General features: G+C 69.5%; 19 protein-coding genes. 10 read left to right on the forward strand and 9 right to left on the reverse strand.

The window, feature by feature from the left end; genetic code table 11:
- Positions 1-2 precede the first annotated feature (2 nt).
- Complete coding sequence (locus tag M4960_RS05870; RefSeq protein ID WP_123314062.1) at positions 3-956, forward strand: carbohydrate ABC transporter permease; 954 nt, start codon at positions 3-5, stop codon at positions 954-956.
- 160 nt (positions 957-1,116) lie between these two features.
- Here M4960_RS05870 and M4960_RS05875 read toward each other — a convergent pair whose 3' ends face one another.
- The gene (locus M4960_RS05875) at positions 1,117-2,166 is read right to left on the reverse strand and encodes a substrate-binding domain-containing protein (RefSeq protein WP_248703719.1); all 1,050 of its coding nucleotides are present in this window, start codon (positions 2,164-2,166) and stop codon (positions 1,117-1,119) included.
- A 181-nt stretch (positions 2,167-2,347) separates the two neighbouring features.
- Here M4960_RS05875 and chvE point away from each other — a divergent pair, with 181 nt between their 5' ends.
- The 3 genes from chvE (at position 2,348) to mmsB (ending at position 6,299) form a co-directional block, all read left to right on the forward strand.
- Positions 2,348-3,478 carry a multiple monosaccharide ABC transporter substrate-binding protein gene (gene chvE / locus M4960_RS05880; RefSeq protein ID WP_248703720.1) on the forward strand — a complete coding sequence of 377 codons (1,131 nt, stop codon included), beginning with the start codon at positions 2,348-2,350 and terminating at the stop codon, positions 3,476-3,478.
- Between the two features lie 102 nt (positions 3,479-3,580).
- Complete coding sequence (gene mmsA, locus M4960_RS05885) at positions 3,581-5,131, forward strand: multiple monosaccharide ABC transporter ATP-binding protein (protein WP_248703721.1); 1,551 nt, start codon at positions 3,581-3,583, stop codon at positions 5,129-5,131.
- The gene (gene mmsB / locus M4960_RS05890) at positions 5,118-6,299 is read left to right on the forward strand and encodes a multiple monosaccharide ABC transporter permease (protein WP_111086259.1); all 1,182 of its coding nucleotides are present in this window, start codon (positions 5,118-5,120) and stop codon (positions 6,297-6,299) included. Before mmsA ends, mmsB begins: the two co-directional genes overlap by 14 nt.
- A gap of 77 nt (positions 6,300-6,376) precedes the next feature.
- On the opposite strand, the gene M4960_RS05895 is transcribed toward mmsB, so the two are convergent.
- A complete protein-coding gene (locus M4960_RS05895) occupies positions 6,377-7,717 on the reverse strand; it encodes an alpha-amylase family glycosyl hydrolase (protein ID WP_248703722.1) in 1,341 nt (446 codons plus the stop codon).
- Positions 7,718-7,798: 81 nt separating this feature from the next.
- Between M4960_RS05895 and M4960_RS05900 the strand changes: the two genes are divergently transcribed.
- Both M4960_RS05900 and M4960_RS05905 read left to right on the forward strand, forming a co-directional pair.
- Positions 7,799-8,197, forward strand: coding sequence for a DUF3253 domain-containing protein (locus M4960_RS05900; RefSeq protein WP_194672108.1), 399 nt, complete (start codon positions 7,799-7,801; stop codon positions 8,195-8,197).
- A gap of 37 nt (positions 8,198-8,234) precedes the next feature.
- Positions 8,235-9,335, forward strand: coding sequence for an SDR family oxidoreductase (locus M4960_RS05905; protein ID WP_248703723.1), 1,101 nt, complete (start codon positions 8,235-8,237; stop codon positions 9,333-9,335).
- A gap of 22 nt (positions 9,336-9,357) precedes the next feature.
- Here the strand turns inward: M4960_RS05905 and M4960_RS05910 are convergent, their stop codons facing one another.
- On the reverse strand, positions 9,358-9,705 hold the full coding sequence (locus M4960_RS05910) for a DoxX family protein (protein WP_123938477.1): 348 nt from the start codon (positions 9,703-9,705) through the stop codon (positions 9,358-9,360).
- A gap of 92 nt (positions 9,706-9,797) precedes the next feature.
- On the opposite strand from M4960_RS05910, the gene M4960_RS05915 reads away from it, so the two are divergent.
- Positions 9,798-10,454 carry a TetR/AcrR family transcriptional regulator gene (locus M4960_RS05915; protein ID WP_248703724.1) on the forward strand — a complete coding sequence of 219 codons (657 nt, stop codon included), beginning with the start codon at positions 9,798-9,800 and terminating at the stop codon, positions 10,452-10,454.
- On the opposite strand, the gene M4960_RS05920 is transcribed toward M4960_RS05915, so the two are convergent.
- Positions 10,442-11,515 carry a spore photoproduct lyase family protein gene (locus M4960_RS05920; RefSeq protein ID WP_248703725.1) on the reverse strand — a complete coding sequence of 358 codons (1,074 nt, stop codon included), beginning with the start codon at positions 11,513-11,515 and terminating at the stop codon, positions 10,442-10,444. The genes M4960_RS05915 and M4960_RS05920 overlap by 13 nt on opposite strands.
- Positions 11,516-11,559: 44 nt before the next feature.
- On the opposite strand from M4960_RS05920, the gene M4960_RS05925 reads away from it, so the two are divergent.
- Positions 11,560-11,859 carry a biopolymer transporter Tol gene (locus tag M4960_RS05925; RefSeq protein WP_123938474.1) on the forward strand — a complete coding sequence of 100 codons (300 nt, stop codon included), beginning with the start codon at positions 11,560-11,562 and terminating at the stop codon, positions 11,857-11,859.
- Positions 11,856-12,320 (forward strand): hypothetical protein, encoded by a 465-nt coding sequence (locus M4960_RS05930; RefSeq protein ID WP_123938473.1) that lies wholly within the window; start codon positions 11,856-11,858, stop codon positions 12,318-12,320. The genes M4960_RS05925 and M4960_RS05930 overlap by 4 nt, the downstream gene beginning before the upstream one ends.
- A gap of 88 nt (positions 12,321-12,408) precedes the next feature.
- Here the strand turns inward: M4960_RS05930 and M4960_RS05935 are convergent, their stop codons facing one another.
- The 4 genes from M4960_RS05935 to M4960_RS05950 all read right to left on the reverse strand — a co-directional run bounded on the left by M4960_RS05935 (position 12,409) and on the right by M4960_RS05950 (position 17,677).
- Positions 12,409-14,238 carry a beta-galactosidase family protein gene (locus tag M4960_RS05935; protein ID WP_248703726.1) on the reverse strand — a complete coding sequence of 610 codons (1,830 nt, stop codon included), beginning with the start codon at positions 14,236-14,238 and terminating at the stop codon, positions 12,409-12,411.
- A 70-nt stretch (positions 14,239-14,308) separates the two neighbouring features.
- Entirely contained in the window at positions 14,309-15,643 is a 1,335-nt protein-coding gene (locus tag M4960_RS05940) for a sugar ABC transporter substrate-binding protein (protein WP_173169216.1), read from the reverse strand.
- Positions 15,644-15,743: 100 nt separating this feature from the next.
- Positions 15,744-16,733: a carbohydrate ABC transporter permease gene (locus M4960_RS05945; RefSeq protein ID WP_207906668.1), complete on the reverse strand. Its 990-nt coding sequence runs from the start codon at positions 16,731-16,733 to the stop codon at positions 15,744-15,746.
- Positions 16,730-17,677: a carbohydrate ABC transporter permease gene (locus M4960_RS05950; protein ID WP_111086247.1), complete on the reverse strand. Its 948-nt coding sequence runs from the start codon at positions 17,675-17,677 to the stop codon at positions 16,730-16,732. The genes M4960_RS05945 and M4960_RS05950 overlap by 4 nt, the downstream gene beginning before the upstream one ends.
- A 191-nt stretch (positions 17,678-17,868) precedes the next feature.
- On the opposite strand from M4960_RS05950, the gene M4960_RS05955 reads away from it, so the two are divergent.
- The gene (locus M4960_RS05955; RefSeq protein WP_248703727.1) at positions 17,869-18,903 is read left to right on the forward strand and encodes a LacI family DNA-binding transcriptional regulator; all 1,035 of its coding nucleotides are present in this window, start codon (positions 17,869-17,871) and stop codon (positions 18,901-18,903) included.
- Positions 18,904-19,264: 361 nt separating this feature from the next.
- Here the strand turns inward: M4960_RS05955 and M4960_RS05960 are convergent, their stop codons facing one another.
- Positions 19,265-20,770, reverse strand: a complete 1,506-nt coding sequence (locus M4960_RS05960; protein ID WP_248703728.1) for an alpha-N-arabinofuranosidase — start codon at positions 20,768-20,770, stop codon at positions 19,265-19,267.
- Positions 20,771-20,837: the final 67 nt, after the last annotated feature.

Consider the following 20,837-nt stretch of genomic DNA (forward strand, 5'->3'; position numbering starts at 1 on the left):
CCATGAGCACCACGACCTCCCGTGCCGGCCTCGCGGCACCGGACCTGTCCACCCGCACGCTGACCACCACCGGCGACGGGCACCGCCGGCGCCACCACCAGGGCAGCGTCCGGCACCCCCGCGACACCGCCGTCAAGCGCACCCTGTACGTGATCGCCGGCGTCGGGTCAGTGCTCGTCTTCGGCGTCCCGCTGCTGTGGTCGATCCTGCGGGCGTTCCAGTCCGAGGCCGTCATCACGCAGGCCGCCGACCCCGCGACCTTCTTCCAGCTCGGCTGGCAGAACTTCGCGGCCGTCTTCAGCTCGTCGTCGCACCTGCTGACCGGCGTGTTCAACTCGTTGATCGTGTCGATCGCCACGGCGGTGCTGACCGCGGTGATCGCCACGATGGCCGGGTACGGCTTCGCCCGCTTCCGGTTCCGGGGGTCGGGCATCGTGTTCGGCCTGGTGCTGCTGACGATGATGGTGCCGTTCCAGGCGATCCTCACCCCGCTGTACCTCGAGATGAACGCCATGAAGCTCACGAACTCGTTGCTCGGGCTCGTGCTGTTCTACACGACGGTGAACCTGCCGTTCGGGGTGTTCGTGATGCGGAACGCGTTCGAGTCGATCCCGACCGAGCTCGAGGACTCGGCGTTCGTCGACGGGGCCTCACGCTTCCGGGTCGTCGTGTCGGTGCTGCGCCCGCTCCTGCTGCCCGGTGCCGCGACCGCTGCGCTGTACGCGTTCCTGGCGTCGTGGACCGAGTTCCTCGGGGCGCTGACGTTCCTGACGAAGGACTCGCTCTACACGCTGCCGGTAGCGCTGCTCAACCTGCAGACCGGAGCGTACGGGCAGGTGTCGTACGGCAACCTCGTCGCCGGGTCGGTCGTGGCGATGATCCCGTGCATCGCGCTCTACGTCGGACTGCAGCGGTTCTACGTCGCAGGCCTGTCGTCCGGTGCCCTGAAGGGCTGACGGTCGGGTCAGCCCGGGTCGGGCCGCGCCTGCCCCGCACCGTGCGAGGGTCCGCTCCGGTGCGAGGTTCCGTACTCCGTGCCAGGCCCGGTGGCTCGCACTGAGCACGGAACCTCGCACCGTTCGACACCACCCCTCGCACCGTGCGAGGTCCGCCGAGCTAGGCGCTGCGGCGCACCACGAGCTCGGGCGCCAGCAGCGTCTCGTCGCGCGGCTCGCCCTCGACCAGGGCCCGCACGGTGTCGAGCACCCGCTCCCCCATCGCCCGGAAGTCCTGCCGCACGGTGGTCAGCGGCGGCGTGAAGTGCGCGGCTTCGGGCACGTCGTCGAACCCGACCACCGCGATGTCGTCGGGCACGCGCAGGCCCTCGTCGGCGAAGGCGTGGAGCACCCCGAGCGCCATCTGGTCGTTGCCGGCGAACACCGCGTCGACGGCCGTCACGTCGATGTGCCGTGCAGCCGCGAACCCGCTCCCCGGGGTCCAGTCGCCGTCGAGCACGACGGGCTCGAGGCCGGCGTCCTGCATGATCCGGACGTACGTGGCGCGACGCACCTCGGACTCCTGCGAGACGGGCGGGCCGGCGATGTGCACGATCCGCCGGTGCCCGCGCGCGAACAGGTGTTCCATCACGAGCGACGTCCCCGCTGCCTGGTCGATCGCGACCGCGGCGACGGTCGACGCCGCCGGGGTCCGCACGGCGTCGCGCTGCACGGCGTTCGACACGACGACCGGCACGGTGACCGGCACGGTGAGTGATCCGAGGGCGTCGAGCACCCGGTTGTCCGCGGCGACGAGCACGATCGCGGCGACGTCCTGCGCGAGCAGCGTCGTGAGTGCACCGGACAGGTCGGACGGCGTCGGGTCCTCGGGCAGGGTGGAGAGCAGCACGTGGTACCCGGCCGACCGGGCCGCACGTTCGAAGCCGATCGCGGTGCTCGACGGGCCGTACAGCGCGTCGCCGGCGGTGATGATGCCGAGCGCGCGGCTCCGCCCCCCGGCGAGTGCTCGGGCGGCGGCGCGGGGTCGGTAGCCGAGGTCGTGGACGGCGTCGGTGACCTGCGTGCGGAAGGCGTCGCGGACCGTCGGGTCGCCGTTGATGACGCGCGAGACGGTCTGGTGGGAGACGCCCGCGCGCTCGGCGACGTCGAAGATCGTCGGAGCCTTCCGGCGTTTGCCGCCCGTGCCCCCTGGGGCGGTCGTGGTCGTCACGAGGCCAACCGTACCGCGCAGTCCGGCCCGCGCGGCAAGATCGCGAAACGGTCACGCCGAGTTGACACCCCGTTACGAAAGCCCCAGTATGTGAGCGCTCACACGAGCACATCCCTCGGGGCACAGCAGCCCCGGCACCTGAGCGCGTCGAGGACGACGCGAGAGGAACAGAGGTACTTCGATGACGAAGCGCAGGATCATCGCGGGCGTTGCAGCCCTCGGCATCGCGATCGCACTCGCCGGCTGCTCGGCCGGTGGCCGCGCGTCCACCGACGGCGGCGGCGGCAGCAGCGACAACAAGGGCGCCCTCGTCGGCGTCGCCATGCCGACCAAGGTCTCGGAACGCTGGATCAAGGACGGCGACGCCGTCAAGAGCGACCTCGAGAAGGCCGGTTACAAGGTCGACCTCGAGTACGGCGACAACAAGGTCCAGCAGCAGGCCCAGCAGGTCAGCAACATGATCACGAAGGGCGCGAAGGTCCTCATCATCGCGTCGATCGACGGCGGAGCCCTCTCCGACCAGCTCGACGCCGCCGCCAAGGCCGGCATCAAGGTGATCTCCTACGACCGCCTGCTGACGGGCAACAAGAACGTCGACTACTACGTGTCGTTCGACAACGAGAAGGTCGGCGTCGACCAGGCGACGAGCCTGCTCACCGGCCTCGGCGTCCTCGACGACAAGGGCGAGAAGACCGGCGAGAAGGGCCCGTTCAACATCGAGGTCTTCGCCGGCTCGCTCGACGACAACAACGCCAGCTTCTTCTTCAACGGCGCCATGAAGACCCTCAAGCCGTACCTCGAGGACGGCACGCTGAAGATCCAGTCGGGTCAGGACCAGCTCTCGCAGGCCGCCACGCAGCAGTGGGACCCGGCGACCGCCAAGGCCCGCATGCAGAACCTGGTCGCGAAGTCGTACTCGGGCGGCACCACGCTCGACGGCGTGCTCTCGCCGTACGACGGCATCTCGATCGGCATCATCTCGGCACTGCAGGGTGCCGGCTACGGCACCAGCGACCGTCCGCTGCCGATCGTGACGGGCCAGGACGCCGAGGCGGCCTCGGTCAAGTCGATCATCGCCGGTCAGCAGTACTCGACCATCTACAAGGACACCCGCAAGCTCGCCAAGCAGTCGGTCACCATGGCCGAGGACCTGCTCACCGGTGACAAGCCCGAGGTCAACGACACGAAGAGCTACGACAACAAGGTCAAGGTCGTCCCGACCTTCCTGTTCCAGCCGACGGTCGTCACCAAGGACAACTACAAGGAAGTCCTCGTCGACTCGGGTTACTACACCGAAGCCGACCTGAAGTAGTCGCAACCCACCTGTCGGACAGGAGGCACGGGTCGACCCCGCCCCGTGCCTCCCGTCCGCCCCATCCGCGCGCCACGGCGCGCACCACGGAAGGCGGTCGACGTGACGGACACGATCCTCGAGATGCGTGACATCACCAAGACGTTCCCCGGCGTGAAGGCCCTGCAGGGCGTCTCGATCGAGGTCGAGCGTGGACAGGTCCACGCCATCTGCGGCGAGAACGGCGCCGGCAAGTCGACCCTCATGAAGGTGTTGTCGGGCGTCTACCCGCACGGCTCCTTCGAGGGTGAGATCCTGCTCGACGGGTCGCCCGTCGCGTTCCACGACATCAACGGCTCCGAAGCCGCTGGCGTCGTCATCATCCACCAGGAACTCGCGCTGAGCCCGTTCCTGTCGATCGCCGAGAACATCTTCCTCGGCAACGAGCGGTCCAAGGGCGGCTTCATCGACTGGAACAAGACGAACCTGGCAGCCGCCGAGCTCCTGCAGCGCGTCGGCCTCAAGGACAACCCGGTCACGAAGATCGTGGACATCGGTGTCGGCAAGCAGCAGCTCGTCGAGATCGCGAAGGCACTGTCGAAGAAGGTCAAGCTCCTCATCCTCGACGAGCCCACCGCTGCCCTGAACGACGACGACTCCGCGCACCTGCTCGAGCTCATCCGCTCGCTGCAGGCCGAGGGCATGACGGCGATCATCATCAGCCACAAGCTCAACGAGATCAAGGCGATCGCCGACAAGGTCACGATCATCCGCGACGGCAAGACCATCGAGACGCTCGACATGCACGCCGACGACGTCTCCGAGGACCGCATCATCCGCGGGATGGTCGGCCGCGACCTGTCGAACCGGTACCCCGAGCACGAGCCGAACATCGGCGAGGAGCTCCTGCGGATCGAGGACTGGACGGTCCACCACCCGCTCGACGGATCGCGCGAGATCATCCACCAGGTCGACCTGAACGTGCGCGCCGGCGAGATCGTCGGCATCGCCGGACTCATGGGCGCCGGGCGGACCGAACTCGCGATGAGCGTGTTCGGCCGGTCGTACGGATCCGGCATCAGCGGCACCGTCTACAAGCGCGGCGAACCGATCAAGACCCACACGGTGTCGCAGGCGATCGACCACGGCATCGCGTACGTCACCGAGGACCGCAAGCGCTACGGCCTGAACCTGATCGACGACATCAAACGGAACATCTCCGGGTCGGCGCTCGGCAAGCTCGCCAGCTGGGGCTTCGTGAACGCGTCCGAGGAGACCACGGTCGCCGGGCAGTTCCTGAAGAACCTCAACATCAAGGCGCCGAACGTCGACGTCATCACGGGCAAGCTCTCCGGCGGCAACCAGCAGAAGGTCGTCCTGTCGAAGTGGATGTACACCGACCCGGACGTGCTCATCCTCGACGAGCCGACCCGCGGCATCGACGTCGGTGCGAAGTACGAGATCTACACGATCATCAACAGCCTCGCGGACCAGGGCAAGGGGGTCATCGTGATCTCCTCGGAGCTCCCGGAGCTCCTCGGCATCTGCGACCGCATCTACACGCTCTCCGAGGGCACCATCACCGCCGATGTGCCCCGCTCCGAGGCCACCCCAGAGGTCCTCATGCAGTACATGACCCAGGAACGGGAGACCCCTGTCAATGAACGCGCTTAAGTCCGCCGCCGGCTACCTCACCGGGCAGCTCCGACAGATCGGCCTGTTCATCGCGCTGATCGTCATCGTCGTCTTCTTCCAGGTGACGACCAACGGCATCACCCTGGCCCCGATCAACGTCTCGAACCTGATCGTCCAGAACAGCTACATCCTCATCCTCGCCATCGGCATGGTGATGGTCATCATCGCCGGGCACATCGACCTGTCCGTCGGGTCGGTCGTCGCCTTCACCGGCGCCATGGCCGGCGTGATGATCACGCAGTGGCACATCCCGTGGCCGATCGCCGTCGTGCTGTGCCTGGTCGTCGGTGCGCTCGTCGGCGCCTGGCAGGGGTTCTGGATCGCCTACTTCGGGATCCCGGCGTTCATCGTCACCCTGGCCGGCATGCTCGCCTTCCGCGGTGCGGCGCAGATCGTGCTGCACAACCAGCAGATCTCGCCGTTCCCGGACGGGTTCCGTGCCCTCGGCTCCGGCTTCCTGCCGTCGTTCGGCACCACCGGGTACGAGCCGCTCACGATGATCCTCGGTTTCGCCGCCGCGGCCGTCATGGCCGTCACGGCGTTCCGCGGCCGGGCCACCCGCCGCAAGTACCAGCTCGAGAGCGAACCGTTCGCCTGGTTCATCGTGAAGCTCGTCTTCGGCGTCGTGCTGGTCGTCTACGTGGCCCTGCTGCTCGCGAGCTACAACGGCACCCCGATCGTGCTCGTCATCCTCGGCGCACTCGTGGTGATCTACTCGGTCATCATGCGGAGCGCGGTGTTCGGCCGCCACGTCTACGCCATCGGCGGCAACGCCCTGGCCGCGCAGCTGTCCGGCGTGAAGACGAAGCGCGTCACGTTCATGCTGTTCGTCAACATGGGAGTCATCTCGGCCCTGGCCGGCGTGGTCTTCACCGGTCAGCTCAACCTGGCGGCACCCGGTGCGGGCAACGGCTTCGAACTCGACGCCATCGCCGCGGTGTTCATCGGTGGCGCAGCGGTCACCGGCGGCATCGGCACGGTGCCCGGCGCCATCGTCGGTGGTCTCATCATCGGGCTGCTCAACAACGGCATGTCGATCCTCGGCGTCGGCACCGAGTACCAGTCGCTCATCAAGGGCTTGGTCCTGCTCGCCGCCGTCGCGTTCGACGTGTTCAACAAGCGTCGGGCGGCTGCCGCGCGCAAGTAGGGCGTCCGCGGTCGCGTTCGCGGTCGCTTGGTGAACAGAAAAGGTCGGGTCCTCTGTGGGGACCCGACCTCTTCTGCTCACGATCGCGACGCGACGGCCCAACCCTGGGCCGGGAGGCGCAGGGTTCCGTCCCCGAGATCCGCGCCGCCCGCCTCCACCTGCGTCGCATCCGCCGCGGGCACCTCGACGGGATCGGCCGACAGGTTCAGGGCGGTCACCACGGCCGCGTCCGACGTCGCGGTCCGCAGGACGACCGCCGTGTTCGTCAGGTGCACCACGTCGGTGTGCGCCCGGTGCAACCACGGGTTGCGGCGGCGCAGGGCGATCAGGGCCTCGTACGCGTGCGTCAGGGCCCCCGCTGCGGGTGGTGTGTCCGGGAACTCCGGTCGGACCGCGTCGTCGCCACCCTCGCGTTCCTCCTTCACCCCGGTCCAGCCGTACTCGTCGCCCGCGTAGACGATCGGGGTGCCGGCGACGGTGAACAACACCGCGGCCGCATGCCCGGCGAACTGCTCCCCCACGGCGCTCGCGATGCGGGTGACGTCGTGGTTGCCGATGAAGGTCGTCGGGGCGAACGTCTCGAGCAGGGCGTCGTGCCGCTCGATCGCGTGCGCCAGTTCGTGGCCGTTGCCGTCCGCGATGCCGTGCCAGATGCCCTGCCACAGTTCGTACTGCGTCAACGAGTCCATGGTCGACTCCCGCGCGATCGCCGCCGCGTCGCCGTGGATCACCTCACCGCTGAACCACGCGTCCGGGAACTGCTCGCGCACCCGCGGCAGCACCCTCGCCCAGAACGCCGGTGGCACCGCGTACGCCGCATCGAGGCGCCAGCCGTCGATCCCGCGCTCCAGCCAGTGCGTCATCACCTGGACGACGAGGTCCTCGGTCGCTCGGCTGTCGTGGTCCAGCGCCACGAGGATGTCGTGTCCCTCGAACAACCCGACGGGAACCGGCTGCCCCGGCGTCCACCCCGACCAGTCGATCGCGAACAGGTCAGCGGCCGCCGCGTCCGGTCCCTCTTCTCCGAGCGCCCGGAACGCCGGGTGTTCACGACCGACGTGGTTGAAGACACCGTCGAGCAGGACCCGGATCCCCCGCTCGTGCGCCGCGGACACCAGGCGGTCGAAGTCGGCGTCGTCGCCGAGCCGGGGGTCGATCCGGAAGTGGTCCACCGTGTCGTAGCCATGGGTGGAGCTCGCGAACACCGGCCCGAGCACCAGGCCGTTCAAGCCGAGGTCCACCACGTGGTCGAGCCAGGGTTCGATGCGGCCGAGACGGTGCTCGACGGCGCGCTCCTCGACCGGCACTCCCGGGCGGACGTCCGCCCCGACGAACCCGAGCGGGTACACGTGCCACCACATGACGTGCGGCACCCAGGCGGGCTCGGGCGGACGGGAGGGTGCGGTGTCGGTGCTCACCGCTCCGATGCTGCCAGCCGCGCCTGTGCTGGGCGCTCCCGTGCTGGGAACGGACAGGGACGGCAGGACGAGGATGTGGGCATGGGACGTGCGATCAGGACGGAAGCGGACGCTGCGGCGGCGGAGTCGGCACAGGCCGATCGGACCTGTGCGTCGTGCGGCCGTCGGATGCCGTCGACGGCGGCGCCCGAGGCCAAGTGGTGTTCCCGTGCCTGCCGCCGCCACGGAGTGGACCGGACGGACCTGGCACTCGAACAGCGCATCGACGAGCTGCTCGCCGCACGGGCACGCACCTCGAGCATCTGCCCGTCCGAAGTCGCGCGGTCGCTCGAACCGGACGACTGGCGCCCGCTCATGGAACCCGCCCGCCGAGCAGCCCAGCGCATGATGGCGCGCGGCGAGGTCGAGATCACCCAGGGCGGCTCCGTCGTGGACCCGTCGACCGCGAAGGGCCCGATCCGCATCCGCCGCCCGCGGTGAGGGAACACCTGTCGTGCACCGTCGGTTGGGGTCGGGGATGACTGCAACCGGATCGACCGAACCGACCTCCGCCCAGCCCCGAGCCCTCGTCGTGGGCGCGAGCGGCATCACCGGCTCCGCCCTGGTGGGCCACCTGCTCGACCTCGGCTGGGACGTGACCGCGCTGTCGCGCCGCCCGCTCCCCCAGCAGGACGTCCGGACCGTCGCCGCGGATCTCCGCGATCCCGACAGCCTCGGCGCCGCGCTGGCCGACGAGCGTCCCGCGCACGTGTTCTTCACCGCGTGGCAGCGCCAGGAGACGGAGGCGGAGAACATCCGCGTGAACGGCGGCATGGTCCGCGACCTGCTCGCCGCACTCGCGCACGCCCCGCTGGCGCACGTCGCACTGGTGACCGGGCTGAAGCACTACCTCGGCCCGTTCGAGGCCTACGCCGCGGGCGAGATGCCGGACACGCCCTTCCACGAGGAAGAACCCCGCCTGGACACCCCGAACTTCTACTACGCGCAGGAGGACGAGCTGTTCGCCGCCGCCGAGCGCCAGGGCTTCACGTGGTCGGTGCACCGCTCGCACACCGTGATCGGGCACGCCGTCGGCAACGCCATGAACATGGGCCTGACGATCGCGGTGCAGGCGACGCTCGCGAAGGAGCTCGACCTGGACTTCGTGTTCCCGGGCAGCGAGGCGCAGTGGAACGGCCTGACCGACATGACCGAGGCGGGGATCCTCGCCGAGCAGATGGTGTGGGCGGCGACCGCACCCGAGGGCGCCGACGAGGCCTTCAACATCGTGAACGGCGACGTCTTCCGGTGGCGCTGGATGTGGCCGCGGCTCGCTGCGCACCTCGGCGTCGACCCGGCGCGGGTGGTCGGGTACCAGGACGAGCCGCGACCGCTCGAGCAGCAGATGGCGCCGTACGAGTCGGAGTGGGCCGGCATCGCCGAGCGACACGGTCTGGCAGAGGCGGACATCACACGGCTCGCCTCGTGGTGGCACACCGACGCCGACCTCGGTCGCGCGATGGAGGTCGTCACCGACATGGGGAAGAGCCGCGAGGCCGGGTTCACGGCCTTCCGCCGGACCGAACGCGCGTTCGCCGACCTCTTCGCGCGCTACCGGGCCGACCGACTCATCCCCTGAGTCGTCGGCCCGGAACAGCGGGCTACAGCGCGAGCAGGAGCACCACGAGCGTCGCGACCGACAGCACCAGCAGGACGACGGCGCCCTGCAGGTCCTTGTCGTGCGCTCGGAGGTGCGCCACCACGGCGCCGACGAAGTAGACCACCGCGCCGATGGCCGCGGCGATGGCGAGCGGCACCCACCAGATGCCGATGACGAGCCCGGCGGCAGCGGCGACCTCGAGCACCCCGAGGACCGTCATCTGCGCGGGAGTGACGTGGACGGCCTGCATCGAGGCGACGATCTTCGGGTTGCGGACGAGTTTCATCACGCCCGAGCCGAGCAGGGCCACGGCGAGGACGAGGGACAGGACGACGGCAGCGATGTGCACGGGGAACTCCAGGTGATGAAACGGATGGTTGTCCCCGTTTCAAACCGGGGACTGCTCCCCGTATTCCCGGCCACGCGATCTAGGCTCGGTGCATGACCCGCCGAGACGTCGCCCGGAACCGTCAGGCGCTCGTCGACGCGGCCCGGTCCGCGTTCACCGACCACGGCCTCCAGGCTGCACTGGAACCGATCGCGGTCGCAGCGGGACTCGGCAACGCGACCCTGTACCGGCACTTCCCGACCCGAGCGGCGCTGTGGGAAGCCGTCCTGGTCGAGCCGATGCACGAGGTGCTCGACCTCGTCGAGCACTGCCGCGAGTTGTCCGCCTCGGACCCGTGGGAGGGCTTCGCGACCTTCGTTCGCGAGACGGCGGCGATCGAGGCGCGCCGCACCGGGTTCAGCGAACTCATGACCACCGACTACCGCGACGCTCCGGAACTCCTCCGGCTCCGCATCGCCGTGCAGGACGGGATCGACGCCCTCTTCACAGCCGGGCAGGCGGCCGCGGTCCTCCGCGCCGACGCCACGCTGGCCGACGTCGCACTCCTGCAGCTGTCGATCGCGGAGACGATCCGCACCTTCGGCCGGGTCGCGCCCGAGGCGTACCGACGCTGGGTGGACCTGGTGCTCGACGGGTTCCGGGCGGTGGACGTCCCGCGCGGCGTGCTGGCCGGACGCCCCCTGCGCGGCGATCAGGTCCGTCGGGCCCTGGCGGAGCGCCACCAGCCCGCCGGCCGTCAGAAGGCGTAGCGGATCCGACAGGACGGCAGGTGCTCGGCGACGAGCTCGCGGAAGCGCTCGACGAGCTGCCCCTTCATCCCGGACCGGTAGCGGACGTTCACCGCGCCGTTCTGCGACACGTTCTGCTCCTGCAGGTCGGGGCGCCAGAGCAGGTCCTCGGCCTTCGGGTGCCAGCCGAGGTTGACCTCGTGCAGGGGTTGGCTGTGCGTGAGGAAGATCACCTCGGCCGCGATCTGCGCCTTGGCGGCCGGTGACAGTACGTCGTCGACCTGCCGCAGCAGCTCGGTCCAGTCGGACTCCCACGTCGGGGTGACGATGACGGGCGAGAAGTTCAGGTGGACCTCGTAGCCGGCGTCGACGAACTCGTTCACCGCAGCGATCCGCTCGGCGACGGGACTCGTCCGGATGTCGGTGACCTTCGCGGTGTCGTGCGGCATGAGCGAGAACCGGATGCGCGTGCGGCCCATCGGGTCCCAGTCGAGCAACTCGCGGTTGACGTACTTCGTCGCGAAGGACGCCTTCGCGGTCGGGGTCATCCGGAACAGGTCGCACAGGTCACGGACGTTGTCGCTGATCATCGCGTCGACCGAGCAGTCGCTGTTCTCGCCGATGTCGTACACCCACGACCCGGGATCGCACTGGTTCGGCTCGGTCTTCGGCCCCTGCTTCGCGATGTTGCGAGCGACGTGCTTCGTGATCTGGTCGATGTTGGCGAACACCGTGACGGGGTTGCTGTAGCCCTTGCGCCGCGGGACGTAGCAGTACGCACACGCCATCGCACAGCCGTTCGCCGTCGAGGGCGCGATGAAGTCGGCGGAGCGGCCGTTCGGTCGCGTGATCAACGACTTCTTCACGCCGAGCACCAACGCCTCGGTCTTGATCCGGACCCACCGCTGCACGTTGCGCTCGTCGCCGTGCACCTCGGGGATGTTCCAGTGGGACTCCACCGGCACGATCTCGGCGTCCGGCCAGCGCCCGATCACCTCTTGCCCGCGCTGCAGTTCGAGGGCAGCGGGCTCGGCGTAGATCCGACGGACGTCGAGCATCGGGCGGGCGCGGTCGTTGCTCATCGACTCCTGTCTACCGGGGACCACTGACGGTGCAGACTCGGGGCATGACCGCCGAAGCCGACGACCATTACTTCGTGGTGAACGGCCGACGCTGGCGCCGCACCGACCCGGCCCTGCCCGAGGAACTCGCGGCCGCGCTCCGCTCCCACCTGGGGCGCGGGCGCAACGCGGTGAAGACCGCGAAGCGCGCCGGCGACGACGCTGCGCTGGCCGCGGCTCGGCACCGGAACGGGCTCGCGAAGCACGGTCTGGGCGAACGCGGCCCGGAGTGGTGGACGCGCCCCGAGGCCGATCGGATCGCCGACGCCGAGCGGGCACTCGCCGATCTGGACGCCCTGCCGTGACGACGATTCGTCCGCCGCGCCTGGATCGCATCCTGAACCTCATCGTGTTCGGCCCGGTGATGATCGGGACAGGAGTCGCACTCGCGAGCGTGGCCTTCGTTCCCGGAGCATCGGCGCGGGTGTTCGTCTTCGTCCTCGGTGTCGCCTTCATCGCCGGTGGGACCTGGGCCACGGCCAGGCTCCGTCGCGTCGCCGTGCACCTGTCCGACGAAACCCTCCGGTACTCCGGCTTCCTGTCGTCGTGGACCGCACCGCGTGCGGGCATCACCGCGGTGCTCGACGACGCGTACGTCGAGTGGCGCGATGATCGCGGGGTCGGCCACCGACGGCAGATCTGGCTGCTGACCCGGGCTTGGGCGGACGACGGCACGAAGTTCGCCCCGCTCTGGCGCTGGCGACACGAGGCGCTCCTCGAGGTGCGGGCGTGGGCAGCGACTCACGAAGTCCGAAACGTCCCATGACGCCCGCGGTGGAAAGCGGAATCGGGCGTACCTGGTCGGAAGTTCCGACCAGGTACGCCCGATTCGACCAGGTACGCGGCGAGCCGCGTCAGCCCTCGGTGTGGCCCAAGGACGGCTCGAGGAGCAAGTGGGCCGTGCGGGATGCCGACGCGTGCAACTCGAACACGACGAGCTCGTTCCGGCCTGAGCGCAGGACCGGGCCCGGGATCGCCAGGGTCTGCTGCGGGCCGCGCGACCAGTAGCGACCGAGGCAGAACCCGTTCACCCAGGCGACACCCTTGCGGAAGCCGTCGAGCGCCAGGTAGCGGTCGTCCACCGCGTCGAGGTCGAACGACCCCGCGGCGAACGTCGGCCCGGCGAGCACCTCGCCGTCCGTCGGCTCCACGGCCGACAGCGCCTCGAGGGCGGACGGTGCGATCGGGTCGAGCGCCAACGGTGCCGCGGTCCAGCGCGACAGCGGGACACCGTCGACGGCGACTCCGCCGATCAGGCCCTTCGGTTCGCCGATGCGGATGCCGTAGTCGACCCGGCCCTGGTCCTCGACGAGCAGTTCGAGCGTGCCGGTCACCGGCGGCAGGACGACGGCGCGGTCGTGGTGCTCGCGCTCCAGGACGCCGACGACGACGCCGTCGACGGACACGATCGCGCGGTCGCGGACCTCTTCCCCGATGGTCAGCACTCCGCCGGTCGGCAGGTCGACCTCGGCGCGGTACAGGACGAAGCCGCTGGCCGCACCGAGGGCGTCGAACGTCGGCGGCTCGTCGTGCGCGGACCACGTCGTGAGCGTGGGCAGCAGGGAGCGGAGCGACGCGACGCGGTCGAGGCGGACGGCGAGGTCCGTGGCGGGGGTGATCCGGGCCTCCAGGCCGACTCCGTCCGCCGCATCGGACGCGAGTCGACCCGACCCACCCGGCTCCATCGACGCCGGCAGCGGCGGGACGGGCGCGTAGCGCTCGATGACCGCGCGGAAGGCGTGGAACTTCGGCGTCGGTCGGCCGGCTTCGTCGAGCGGGGCGTCGTAGTCGTAGGACGTCGCTATCGGACGGTAGACGCCCTTGTCGTTCGCGCCGTTGGTGAAGCCGAAGTTCGTGCCACCGTGGAACATGTAGATGTTGACCGAGCCACCGGCGGCGAGCAGGACGTCGAGGTCCGCAGCGCTGTCCGCGGCCGAGGTGGTGTGGTGGTGCTCGCCCCAGCTGTCGAACCAGCCGTCCCAGAACTCCGAGCACATCAGGGGGCCGGTGGGCTGGGCCTGCCGCAGGCGCTCGAGGCGCGCGGCGGACCGCGAGCCGAACGAGCCGGTCTTGTGCAGCGACGGCAGCGAACCGTCCTCGAGCATCGTGCCCATCGGCTGGTCGACGCTCGTGAACGGGACGGTCAGCCCGATGTCGCGGTGCATCTGCTCGAGTGCACGCAGGTACTCGGGGTCGGAGCCGTAGGCGCCGTACTCGTTCTCGACCTGCACCAGGACGATGGGCCCGCCCTGGTCGATCTGCCGCGGGACCAGCACGGGGGCCAGGTGCTGCAGGTACGTCTGGACCGCCGCGAGGAACCCGGGCTCGTTGCGCCGGACGCCCACGGAGCCGTCCGCGAACAACCAGTACGGCAGACCGCCGTTGGTCCACTCCGCGCAGATGTAGGGGCCGGGGCGGACGATGGCGTGCATCCCCTCGGCGGCGACCAGGTCGAGGAACCGGCCGAGGTCGAGCCCGCCCGATAGGTCGAAGACGTCGGGCGACGGCGCGTGCGCGTTCCAGGCGACGTAGGTCTCGATGGTGTTGAGGCCCATCAGCTTCGCCTTGCGGATCCGGTCGGCCCACAGGTCGGGGTGCACGCGGAAGTAGTGGATCGCACCGGACAGCACGCGGTGCGGCTCGCCGTCGAGCAGGAAGTCGGTGTCGCCGATGGCGAATCGCATGAGATGACTCTTTCAGACAGCGGGGTCGTGCGGACGATGTCCGCACGACCCCGGGGAGTTGGTACCGGTGCTACTTGGTCGAGACCGTGAAGCCCTGGTCCTTGCCGTACTTGGCGAGGGCCTTCTGCCAGGCCTCGAGGCCGGCGTCGAGCGAGGTGCCGTTCTCGTACGCCTGACCGACGGTGTCGGCGTAGACGCTGTTCGCGTACACCTGGTACGGCAGGTAGGTGAAGTCGTTGTCCGAGGACTTCGACGCGTCGACGAGCACCTTGTTGATCTGCTGCCCACCGAAGTAGGACGGCTTCTCGTCGAGGAAGGCCGACGAGTCGAGGTCAGCGGTCGTCGAGGGGAACCCGCCGGACTTCATGAAGACGCCGGTCGACTCCTTCGACGAGTTCAGCCACTTCAGGAAGCCCGCGGCGAGGGCCGGGTTCTTCGACTGCTTCATGACGACCTCGGCGCTGCCGCCGTTGTTCGCGGTCTGGGCGGTGCCGCCGTCGTAGGTCGGCATCGGGGCGACGCGCCAGTCACCCGAGGCCTGGGCGACGCCGGACTCCAGGTTGCCGGGCATCCAGGCGCCGGTGATCATCGTGGCGATCTCACCGTTGCCGAGCTGCTTGTACCAGTCGTCGGTCCAGCCGACGGTCTTCGACAGCAGGCCCTGCTCGACGAGCTCGTTCCAGGTGCTCGTCCACTTCTTCGAGCCCTCGTCCTGCAGGTTGATGGTCACCTTGTCACCGTCGGTGGTGAACGGGGTACCGCCGGCCTGGGCGATCATGCTCGTGGTGAAGCCGGCGTCGCCGGAGTCGGCCGCGATGTAGGCGTTCGGGTCGGCCTCGTGCAGCTTCTTCGCGGCGGCGACGTACTCGTCCCAGGTCTTCGGCACGGCGATGTCGTGCTTGTCGAAGACCGTCTTGTTGTAGAACAGCGCCATGGGGCCGGAGTCCTGCGGCAGGCCGTAGACCTTGTCGTCGATCGACACCGAGCTCCAGGTGCTCTTCGCGAACTTGTCCTCGAGCGAGTCGAAGCCGTAGCCGGACAGGTCGAGGAGCGAGTCGGACAGGGCGAACTGCGGCAGCGCGAAGTACTCGACCTGGGCGACGTCGGGGGCGCCCGAGCCGGCCTTCACGGTGTTCTGGAGCTTGGTGTACTGGTCGGCGCCGGTGCCGGCGTTGACGAGCTTGACCTTCACCTTGGGGTACTGCTTCTCGAACGCGGCGACCTGGGCCTTGGCGGAGGGGGTCCACGACCAGTAGGTCAGGGTGCCACCGTCCTTCAGTGCCTTGGTGATGTCGTCGGACGAGCCACCGGACGACGAGCCGCCGGTCGCGCAGGCGGCGAGGGCGATCGTGGCGGTGACGCCGATGGCGAGGGCGCTGAGCCCGCGCCGGAGACGCTTGTTCATGGGGGTGCCTTTCACTTCTTCGTGGAGAGGGGGGTAGGGCTGCTGTGTTCCGGACCGGAGGGCGCGGGGCGGGGTCGCCACGGGCCTCCCGTCCGACGGATCAGGCCTTGACGGACCCGGCTGCGAGGCCGGACTGCCAGAAGCGCTGGAGGAAGAGGAACGCGACCACGATCGGGATGATCGTGAGGAGCGATCCCGTGACGACGAGGTTGTAGATCGGCTGCGCGCCGGACCCGGTGGCCTGGGCGTTCCACTGGTTCAGTCCGACCGTCAGGGGGTACCACTTCGGGTCGCTCAGCATGATGAGCGGCAGGAAGTAGTTGTTCCAGGTGGCGACGACCGCGAAGAGCAGGACGGTGACGACACCGGGAGCGAGCAGGCGGAGCGCGATGGTGAAGAAGATCCGGAACTCGCCGGCGCCGTCCATGCGGGCGGCCTCAAGGAGTTCGGCGGGGATCGCGTCGACCGCGTAGGTCCAGATCAGGTACATGCCGAACGGGCTGATGAGCGACGGCAGGATGATCGACCACGGGGTGTTGGTCAGGCCGACCTGCGAGAAGAGCAGGAAGGTCGGGACCGCCAGGGCCGTGCCGGGGACCGCGATGGCACCGAGCACGATGGCGAACACTGCGCGGCGTCCGGGGAACTGGAACTTCGCCATGCCGTAGCCGGCGACGGTCGCGAGCAGGGTGGCGCCACCGGCACCGACGACCACGTAGAGCAACGTGTTACCGAACCACTGCAGGAAGATGCCGTCGTTGTACGTGACGGTGTCGACGATGTTCTGCCAGAGGTTGAAGTCCCCGCCGAACCAGAGCCCGAACGTGGAGAGCAGCGACGCCTGCGTCTTCGTGCTGTTCACGAGCAGGTAGAACAGCGGCGCGAACGAGTAGACGACGAAGACGACCATGACCGCGGTCAGCAGGCCGGAACGCTTCGGCTTGCGTCCGTCGACGTGCTGCTCGGCCTTCCGCTCGGCCTTCCGGGAGGCCCGGGTCGAGCGGGTGCGCGGGTCGCGCTGCGTCGTGGTCGCCTCCGTGACCGTGGCCGGTCCGGCGGCGCCGGTCGCGGGGTGCTGGATGGTGCTCATCGGTTCTCCTGGCGGGTTCCGCGGACCTGGACGACGTAGGCGATCACCGCGGTGATCACGCCCATCACGATCGCGACGGTGGCGGAGTAGTTGAACTGCTGGCCGCTGAAGGACAGCGAGTAGGCGTACATGTTCGGGGTGAAGGCGCTGCCGATGACGTTCGGGGCCAGGGTCTTCAGCAGGTTCGGCTCGTTGAAGAGCTGGAAGCTGCCGATGATCGAGAAGATCGTGGCGATGACCATCGGGCCGCGCAGGGCCGGGAGCTTGATCGAGAAGACCGTGCGCAGGGGGCCGGCGCCGTCGAGCTCGGCGGCCTCGTACAGCTCACCGGGGACCGTGCGGAGTGCGGCGTAGAAGATCAGCATGTTGTAGCCGAGGAACTCCCACGTGACCACGTTGCCGATGGAGGTCAGCACCCAGCTCGGGCTGAACGGCTGCAGGAGGTCGATGCCGAGCGCGTCGTTCGCGGCGCCCGTCAGGCCGAACTGGTTGCCGTAGATGAAGCCCCAGATCAAGGCCGCGACGACACCGGGGACGGCGTAGGGCAGGAACACCGCGATGCGGAAGAACGACGTGCCCCAGAGCCGTGCGCTGTCGAGTGCGAGGGCGGCGACGAGGGCGAGCCCGAGCATGATCGGCACCTGGACGACCAGGAAGATCGCGACCCGACCGAAGCCGGACCAGAACTTGGCGTCCTGGAAGAGCTGGACGTAGTTGGCGAACCAGACGAACTGGTTGCCGCCGATGAGCTGGTCGCGGAACAGGCTGAGCCAGAGGGCGTAGCCGATCGGGACGATGAGCATGGCGATCAGGACGACCACGAAGGGCCCGACGAACAGCCAGCCGGTGTAGCGCCCCCGCGCCTTGGTCCGGCGACCTGCCGGGCGGGGGGCTGCCGGCTGCGCTGCGGCTGCCTCGCCGGGCCGCGCTGCGAGCGTGCTCATGTGACTCCTTCGTCTGCTGCGTTCGGGTGTCCGGTGTCTCGGCCGCGACCCGGGCCCGGTGACGGGCGCTCTGGCGGTCGCAGATGTTGACGTCAACATCGAACGTCAGGACGATAGCATGGCAACGTCAACATGCGCTAGCGTCCGGGAACGCAGACTGCGTGATCCCGCAACGGAAGGAGCTCGAGCCGATGACGACCGAGTCCCCCGCCGGCACCCGCCGCTCCCCCTCGATGGCCGCCGTCGCCGACGCCGCCGGGGTCTCGATGCAGACCGTCTCGCGCGTCGCCCGCGGGTTCGACAACGTCAGCCCGGACACCCGCGACCGCGTGCAGCGCGCCATGGACACCCTGGGCTACCGGCCCAACCGTGCCGCACGGGCCCTGCGGTCGGGGCGCTTCCGCACCATCGGCGTGATCATGTTCACGCTCGCGTCCTTCGGCAACATGCGCACGCTCGAGGCGATCGCCGACGCCGCCGGGGCAGCGGACTTCACGATCACGTTGCTGCCGATGGCCTCGCGCACCGAAGAAGGCGTGCGCTCCGCGTTCTCCCGCCTGCACGAACAGGCCGTCGACGGCGTCGTGATCATCATCGAGTCGCACATCATCGACACGGCCGAGGTCGTGCTGCCCGACGGCGTGCCCATGGTCATCATCGACTCCACCGGCAGCACCGACCACCCGGCGATCGACACCGACCAGACCGACGGCGCGCGCCAGGCCACCCAGCACCTGCTCGACCTCGGCCACGAGACCGTCTGGCACGTCGCCGGACCGACCTCGTCGTACTCCGCCGCACGCCGGTTGGCCGCATGGCAGGACACCCTCGAGCGCGCCGGACGGGTCGTCCCGCCGGTCTTCCACGGCGACTGGACGACCGAGCACGGCTACTCGGCGGGGCTCGAGATCGCCGCACGCCCGGACATCACCGCCGTGTTCGCCGCCAACGACCAGACCGCGCTCGGGGTGCTCCGCGCCGCGCACGAGTTCGGGCGGCCCGTGCCGTCGTCGCTCAGTGTGGTGGGGTTCGACGACTCCCCCGAGTCCGACTCCTTCTGGCCGCCGCTCACCACCGTGCACCAGTCCTTCGACGAGGTCGGGCGCCGAGCCGTCGCCAACCTGCTCGCCCAGATCGACGGCGAGTCCGTGTCCTCCGCCCCCGACCTGGTGCCCGTGCGCCTGGTGGAGCGGGCGAGCACCGCGCCGCCGCCCGCCGCGCGCTGACGCGCTGCGCGCCGCGCTGCGCTGCGCTGCGCGCTGCGCTGCGCTGCGCGCTGCGCACGTTTCGTGCCCAGCGACACCTCACGCGCGCCGCACCCCGTGAACTGTCGCCCAGCCCGTGATCTCGCGCACGCGCCGGACGGGAGGCCCGGTGCCAGCCCGCCACAGGCCTCCCGTCCGCCAGCCGCGCACGTTTCGTGCCCAGCGACACCTCACGCGCGCCGCACCCCGTGAACTGTCGCCCAGCCCGTGAACTCGCGGCCGGCGCCCCGCGCCCCGCACGAACGAGCAGAGGACGTCGGGCGCGAGCGCCCGACGTCCTCTGTGCTCACTCGACGCCCGCCGCAGCGCACGCCGAGGCGTCTCAGCCGATCGACACGGCGGTCCAGGACACGGGCGGCAGCTCGATCGTGATGGTGTCGCCGTCGCGGCTGACCGTCTCGTTCGTGCGGAGCCCGACGCGCTCGGTGGACGAAAGGTCGTTCACGGCGTGGATGTCGTCGTCCCAGACGCCCTCGGCACGGACGTCGCCCGAGGCCGCCAGGCCCGCGAGGTCGATCGTGACGGTGGTCGACTCGGACGGGTGGCGGTTGATCAGGAAGACCGCCGCCTTGCCGTCCTCGGTCACGGTGGCGGCCGAGTCCACGACCGGCACCTCGCCGTACTTGCCGCCGTCGACGGTGTCACCCGAGGCCTTGACCTGCAGCGACGTACCGTTCGCCAGGCGCGACGTCAGCGAGAACGGGAAGAACGTCGTCTGGCGCCAGGCCGGGCCGCCGGGCTCGGTCATGATCGGGCCGATGACGTTGACGAGCTGCGCGAGCGAGGCCGAGGCGACGCGGTCCGCGTGGCGGAGCAGCGAGATGAGCAGTCCACCCACGACGACGGCGTCGGCGACGGTGTAGACGTCCTCGAGCAGGCGCGGGGCGACCGGCCAGTCCTGCGGCCCGAAGGTCTTCTGCTGCTCGTTCCACTTCGTGATCGACCAGACGTTCCACTCGTCGAACGAGATGTCGATGCGCTTGTCGGACTTCTTCTGCGCCTGCACGTGGTCGGCGGCGGTGGTCACCGTCTTGATGAAGTGGTCCATGTTGACGCCGGCGGCGAGGAACGACGGCAGGTCGTCTCCCTCTTCGTAGTAGGCGTGCGCGGAGATGTAGTCCACGTCGTCGTAGGTGTGCTCGAGGACGGTGCGCTCCCACTCGCCGAACGTCGGCATCGACGCTCCGGACGAACCGCAGGCGACCAGCTCCAGGTCGGGCTGGATCTGGCGCATGGCCTTCGCGGTCATGGCGGCGAGCTTGCCGTAGTCGTCGGCGTTCTTGTGGCCGAGCTGCCACGGGCCGTCCATCTCGTTGCCGAGGCACCACATCTTGATGGCGAAGGGCTCCTGGCGGCCGTTGGACTTGCGGTACTCGGACAGTGCGGTGCCGGCGTCGATGTTCGCGTACTCGAGCAGCTCGATCGCCTCGGCGGTGCCGCGTGTGCCGAGGTTCACGGCGAGCATGAGCTCCGAACCGACCTGGTCGAGCCAGTGCTGGAACTCGTGCAGGCCGACCTCGTTGGTCTCGGTCGAGTGCCAGGCCAGGTCGAGGCGCTTCGGGCGCTGCTCGACGGGGCCGACGCCGTCCTCCCACTTGTAGCCGGAGACGAAGTTGCCGCCGGGGTAGCGGATGGCGGAGACGCCGAGTTCCTTGACGAGCTCGACGACGTCCTTCCGGAAGCCGTGCTCGTCGGCGGTCTCGTGCGCGGGCTCGTGGATGCCGTCGTAGACGTGGCGGCCGAGGTGCTCGACGAACCCGCCGAACAGGCGACGTCGCACCGGCCCCACGGTGAACGCGGCGTCGAGGACGAGGTGTGTGCGGGGCATGGATCTCCTTCGATCGTGCGAGAGCGGGTACTGCGGGTCGTGCGGTGCGCGTGCTCGGTCCGGTGCC

It is taken from the genome of Curtobacterium sp. MWU13-2055 (genome assembly GCF_023242305.1).
Classification (GTDB): domain Bacteria; phylum Actinomycetota; class Actinomycetes; order Actinomycetales; family Microbacteriaceae; genus Curtobacterium.

What these genes read in the sequence shown, in the direction of transcription:
- M4960_RS05870 (WP_123314062.1), top strand. Translation starts at nt 3, where the DNA reads ATGAGCACCACGACCTCCCGTGCCGGCCTCGCGGCACCGGACCTGTCC.
- chvE (WP_248703720.1), top strand. Translation starts at nt 2,348, where the DNA reads ATGACGAAGCGCAGGATCATCGCGGGCGTTGCAGCCCTCGGCATCGCG.
- mmsB (WP_111086259.1), top strand. Translation starts at nt 5,118, where the DNA reads ATGAACGCGCTTAAGTCCGCCGCCGGCTACCTCACCGGGCAGCTCCGA.
- M4960_RS05900 (WP_194672108.1), top strand. Translation starts at nt 7,799, where the DNA reads ATGGGACGTGCGATCAGGACGGAAGCGGACGCTGCGGCGGCGGAGTCG.
- M4960_RS05905 (WP_248703723.1), top strand. Translation starts at nt 8,235, where the DNA reads ATGACTGCAACCGGATCGACCGAACCGACCTCCGCCCAGCCCCGAGCC.
- M4960_RS05915 (WP_248703724.1), top strand. Translation starts at nt 9,798, where the DNA reads ATGACCCGCCGAGACGTCGCCCGGAACCGTCAGGCGCTCGTCGACGCG.
- M4960_RS05920 (WP_248703725.1), bottom strand. Translation starts at nt 11,515, where the DNA reads ATGAGCAACGACCGCGCCCGCCCGATGCTCGACGTCCGTCGGATCTAC.
- M4960_RS05925 (WP_123938474.1), top strand. Translation starts at nt 11,560, where the DNA reads ATGACCGCCGAAGCCGACGACCATTACTTCGTGGTGAACGGCCGACGC.
- M4960_RS05935 (WP_248703726.1), bottom strand. Translation starts at nt 14,238, where the DNA reads ATGCGATTCGCCATCGGCGACACCGACTTCCTGCTCGACGGCGAGCCG.
- M4960_RS05940 (WP_173169216.1), bottom strand. Translation starts at nt 15,643, where the DNA reads ATGAACAAGCGTCTCCGGCGCGGGCTCAGCGCCCTCGCCATCGGCGTC.
- M4960_RS05945 (WP_207906668.1), bottom strand. Translation starts at nt 16,733, where the DNA reads ATGAGCACCATCCAGCACCCCGCGACCGGCGCCGCCGGACCGGCCACG.
- M4960_RS05950 (WP_111086247.1), bottom strand. Translation starts at nt 17,677, where the DNA reads ATGAGCACGCTCGCAGCGCGGCCCGGCGAGGCAGCCGCAGCGCAGCCG.
- M4960_RS05955 (WP_248703727.1), top strand. Translation starts at nt 17,869, where the DNA reads ATGACGACCGAGTCCCCCGCCGGCACCCGCCGCTCCCCCTCGATGGCC.
- M4960_RS05960 (WP_248703728.1), bottom strand. Translation starts at nt 20,770, where the DNA reads ATGCCCCGCACACACCTCGTCCTCGACGCCGCGTTCACCGTGGGGCCG.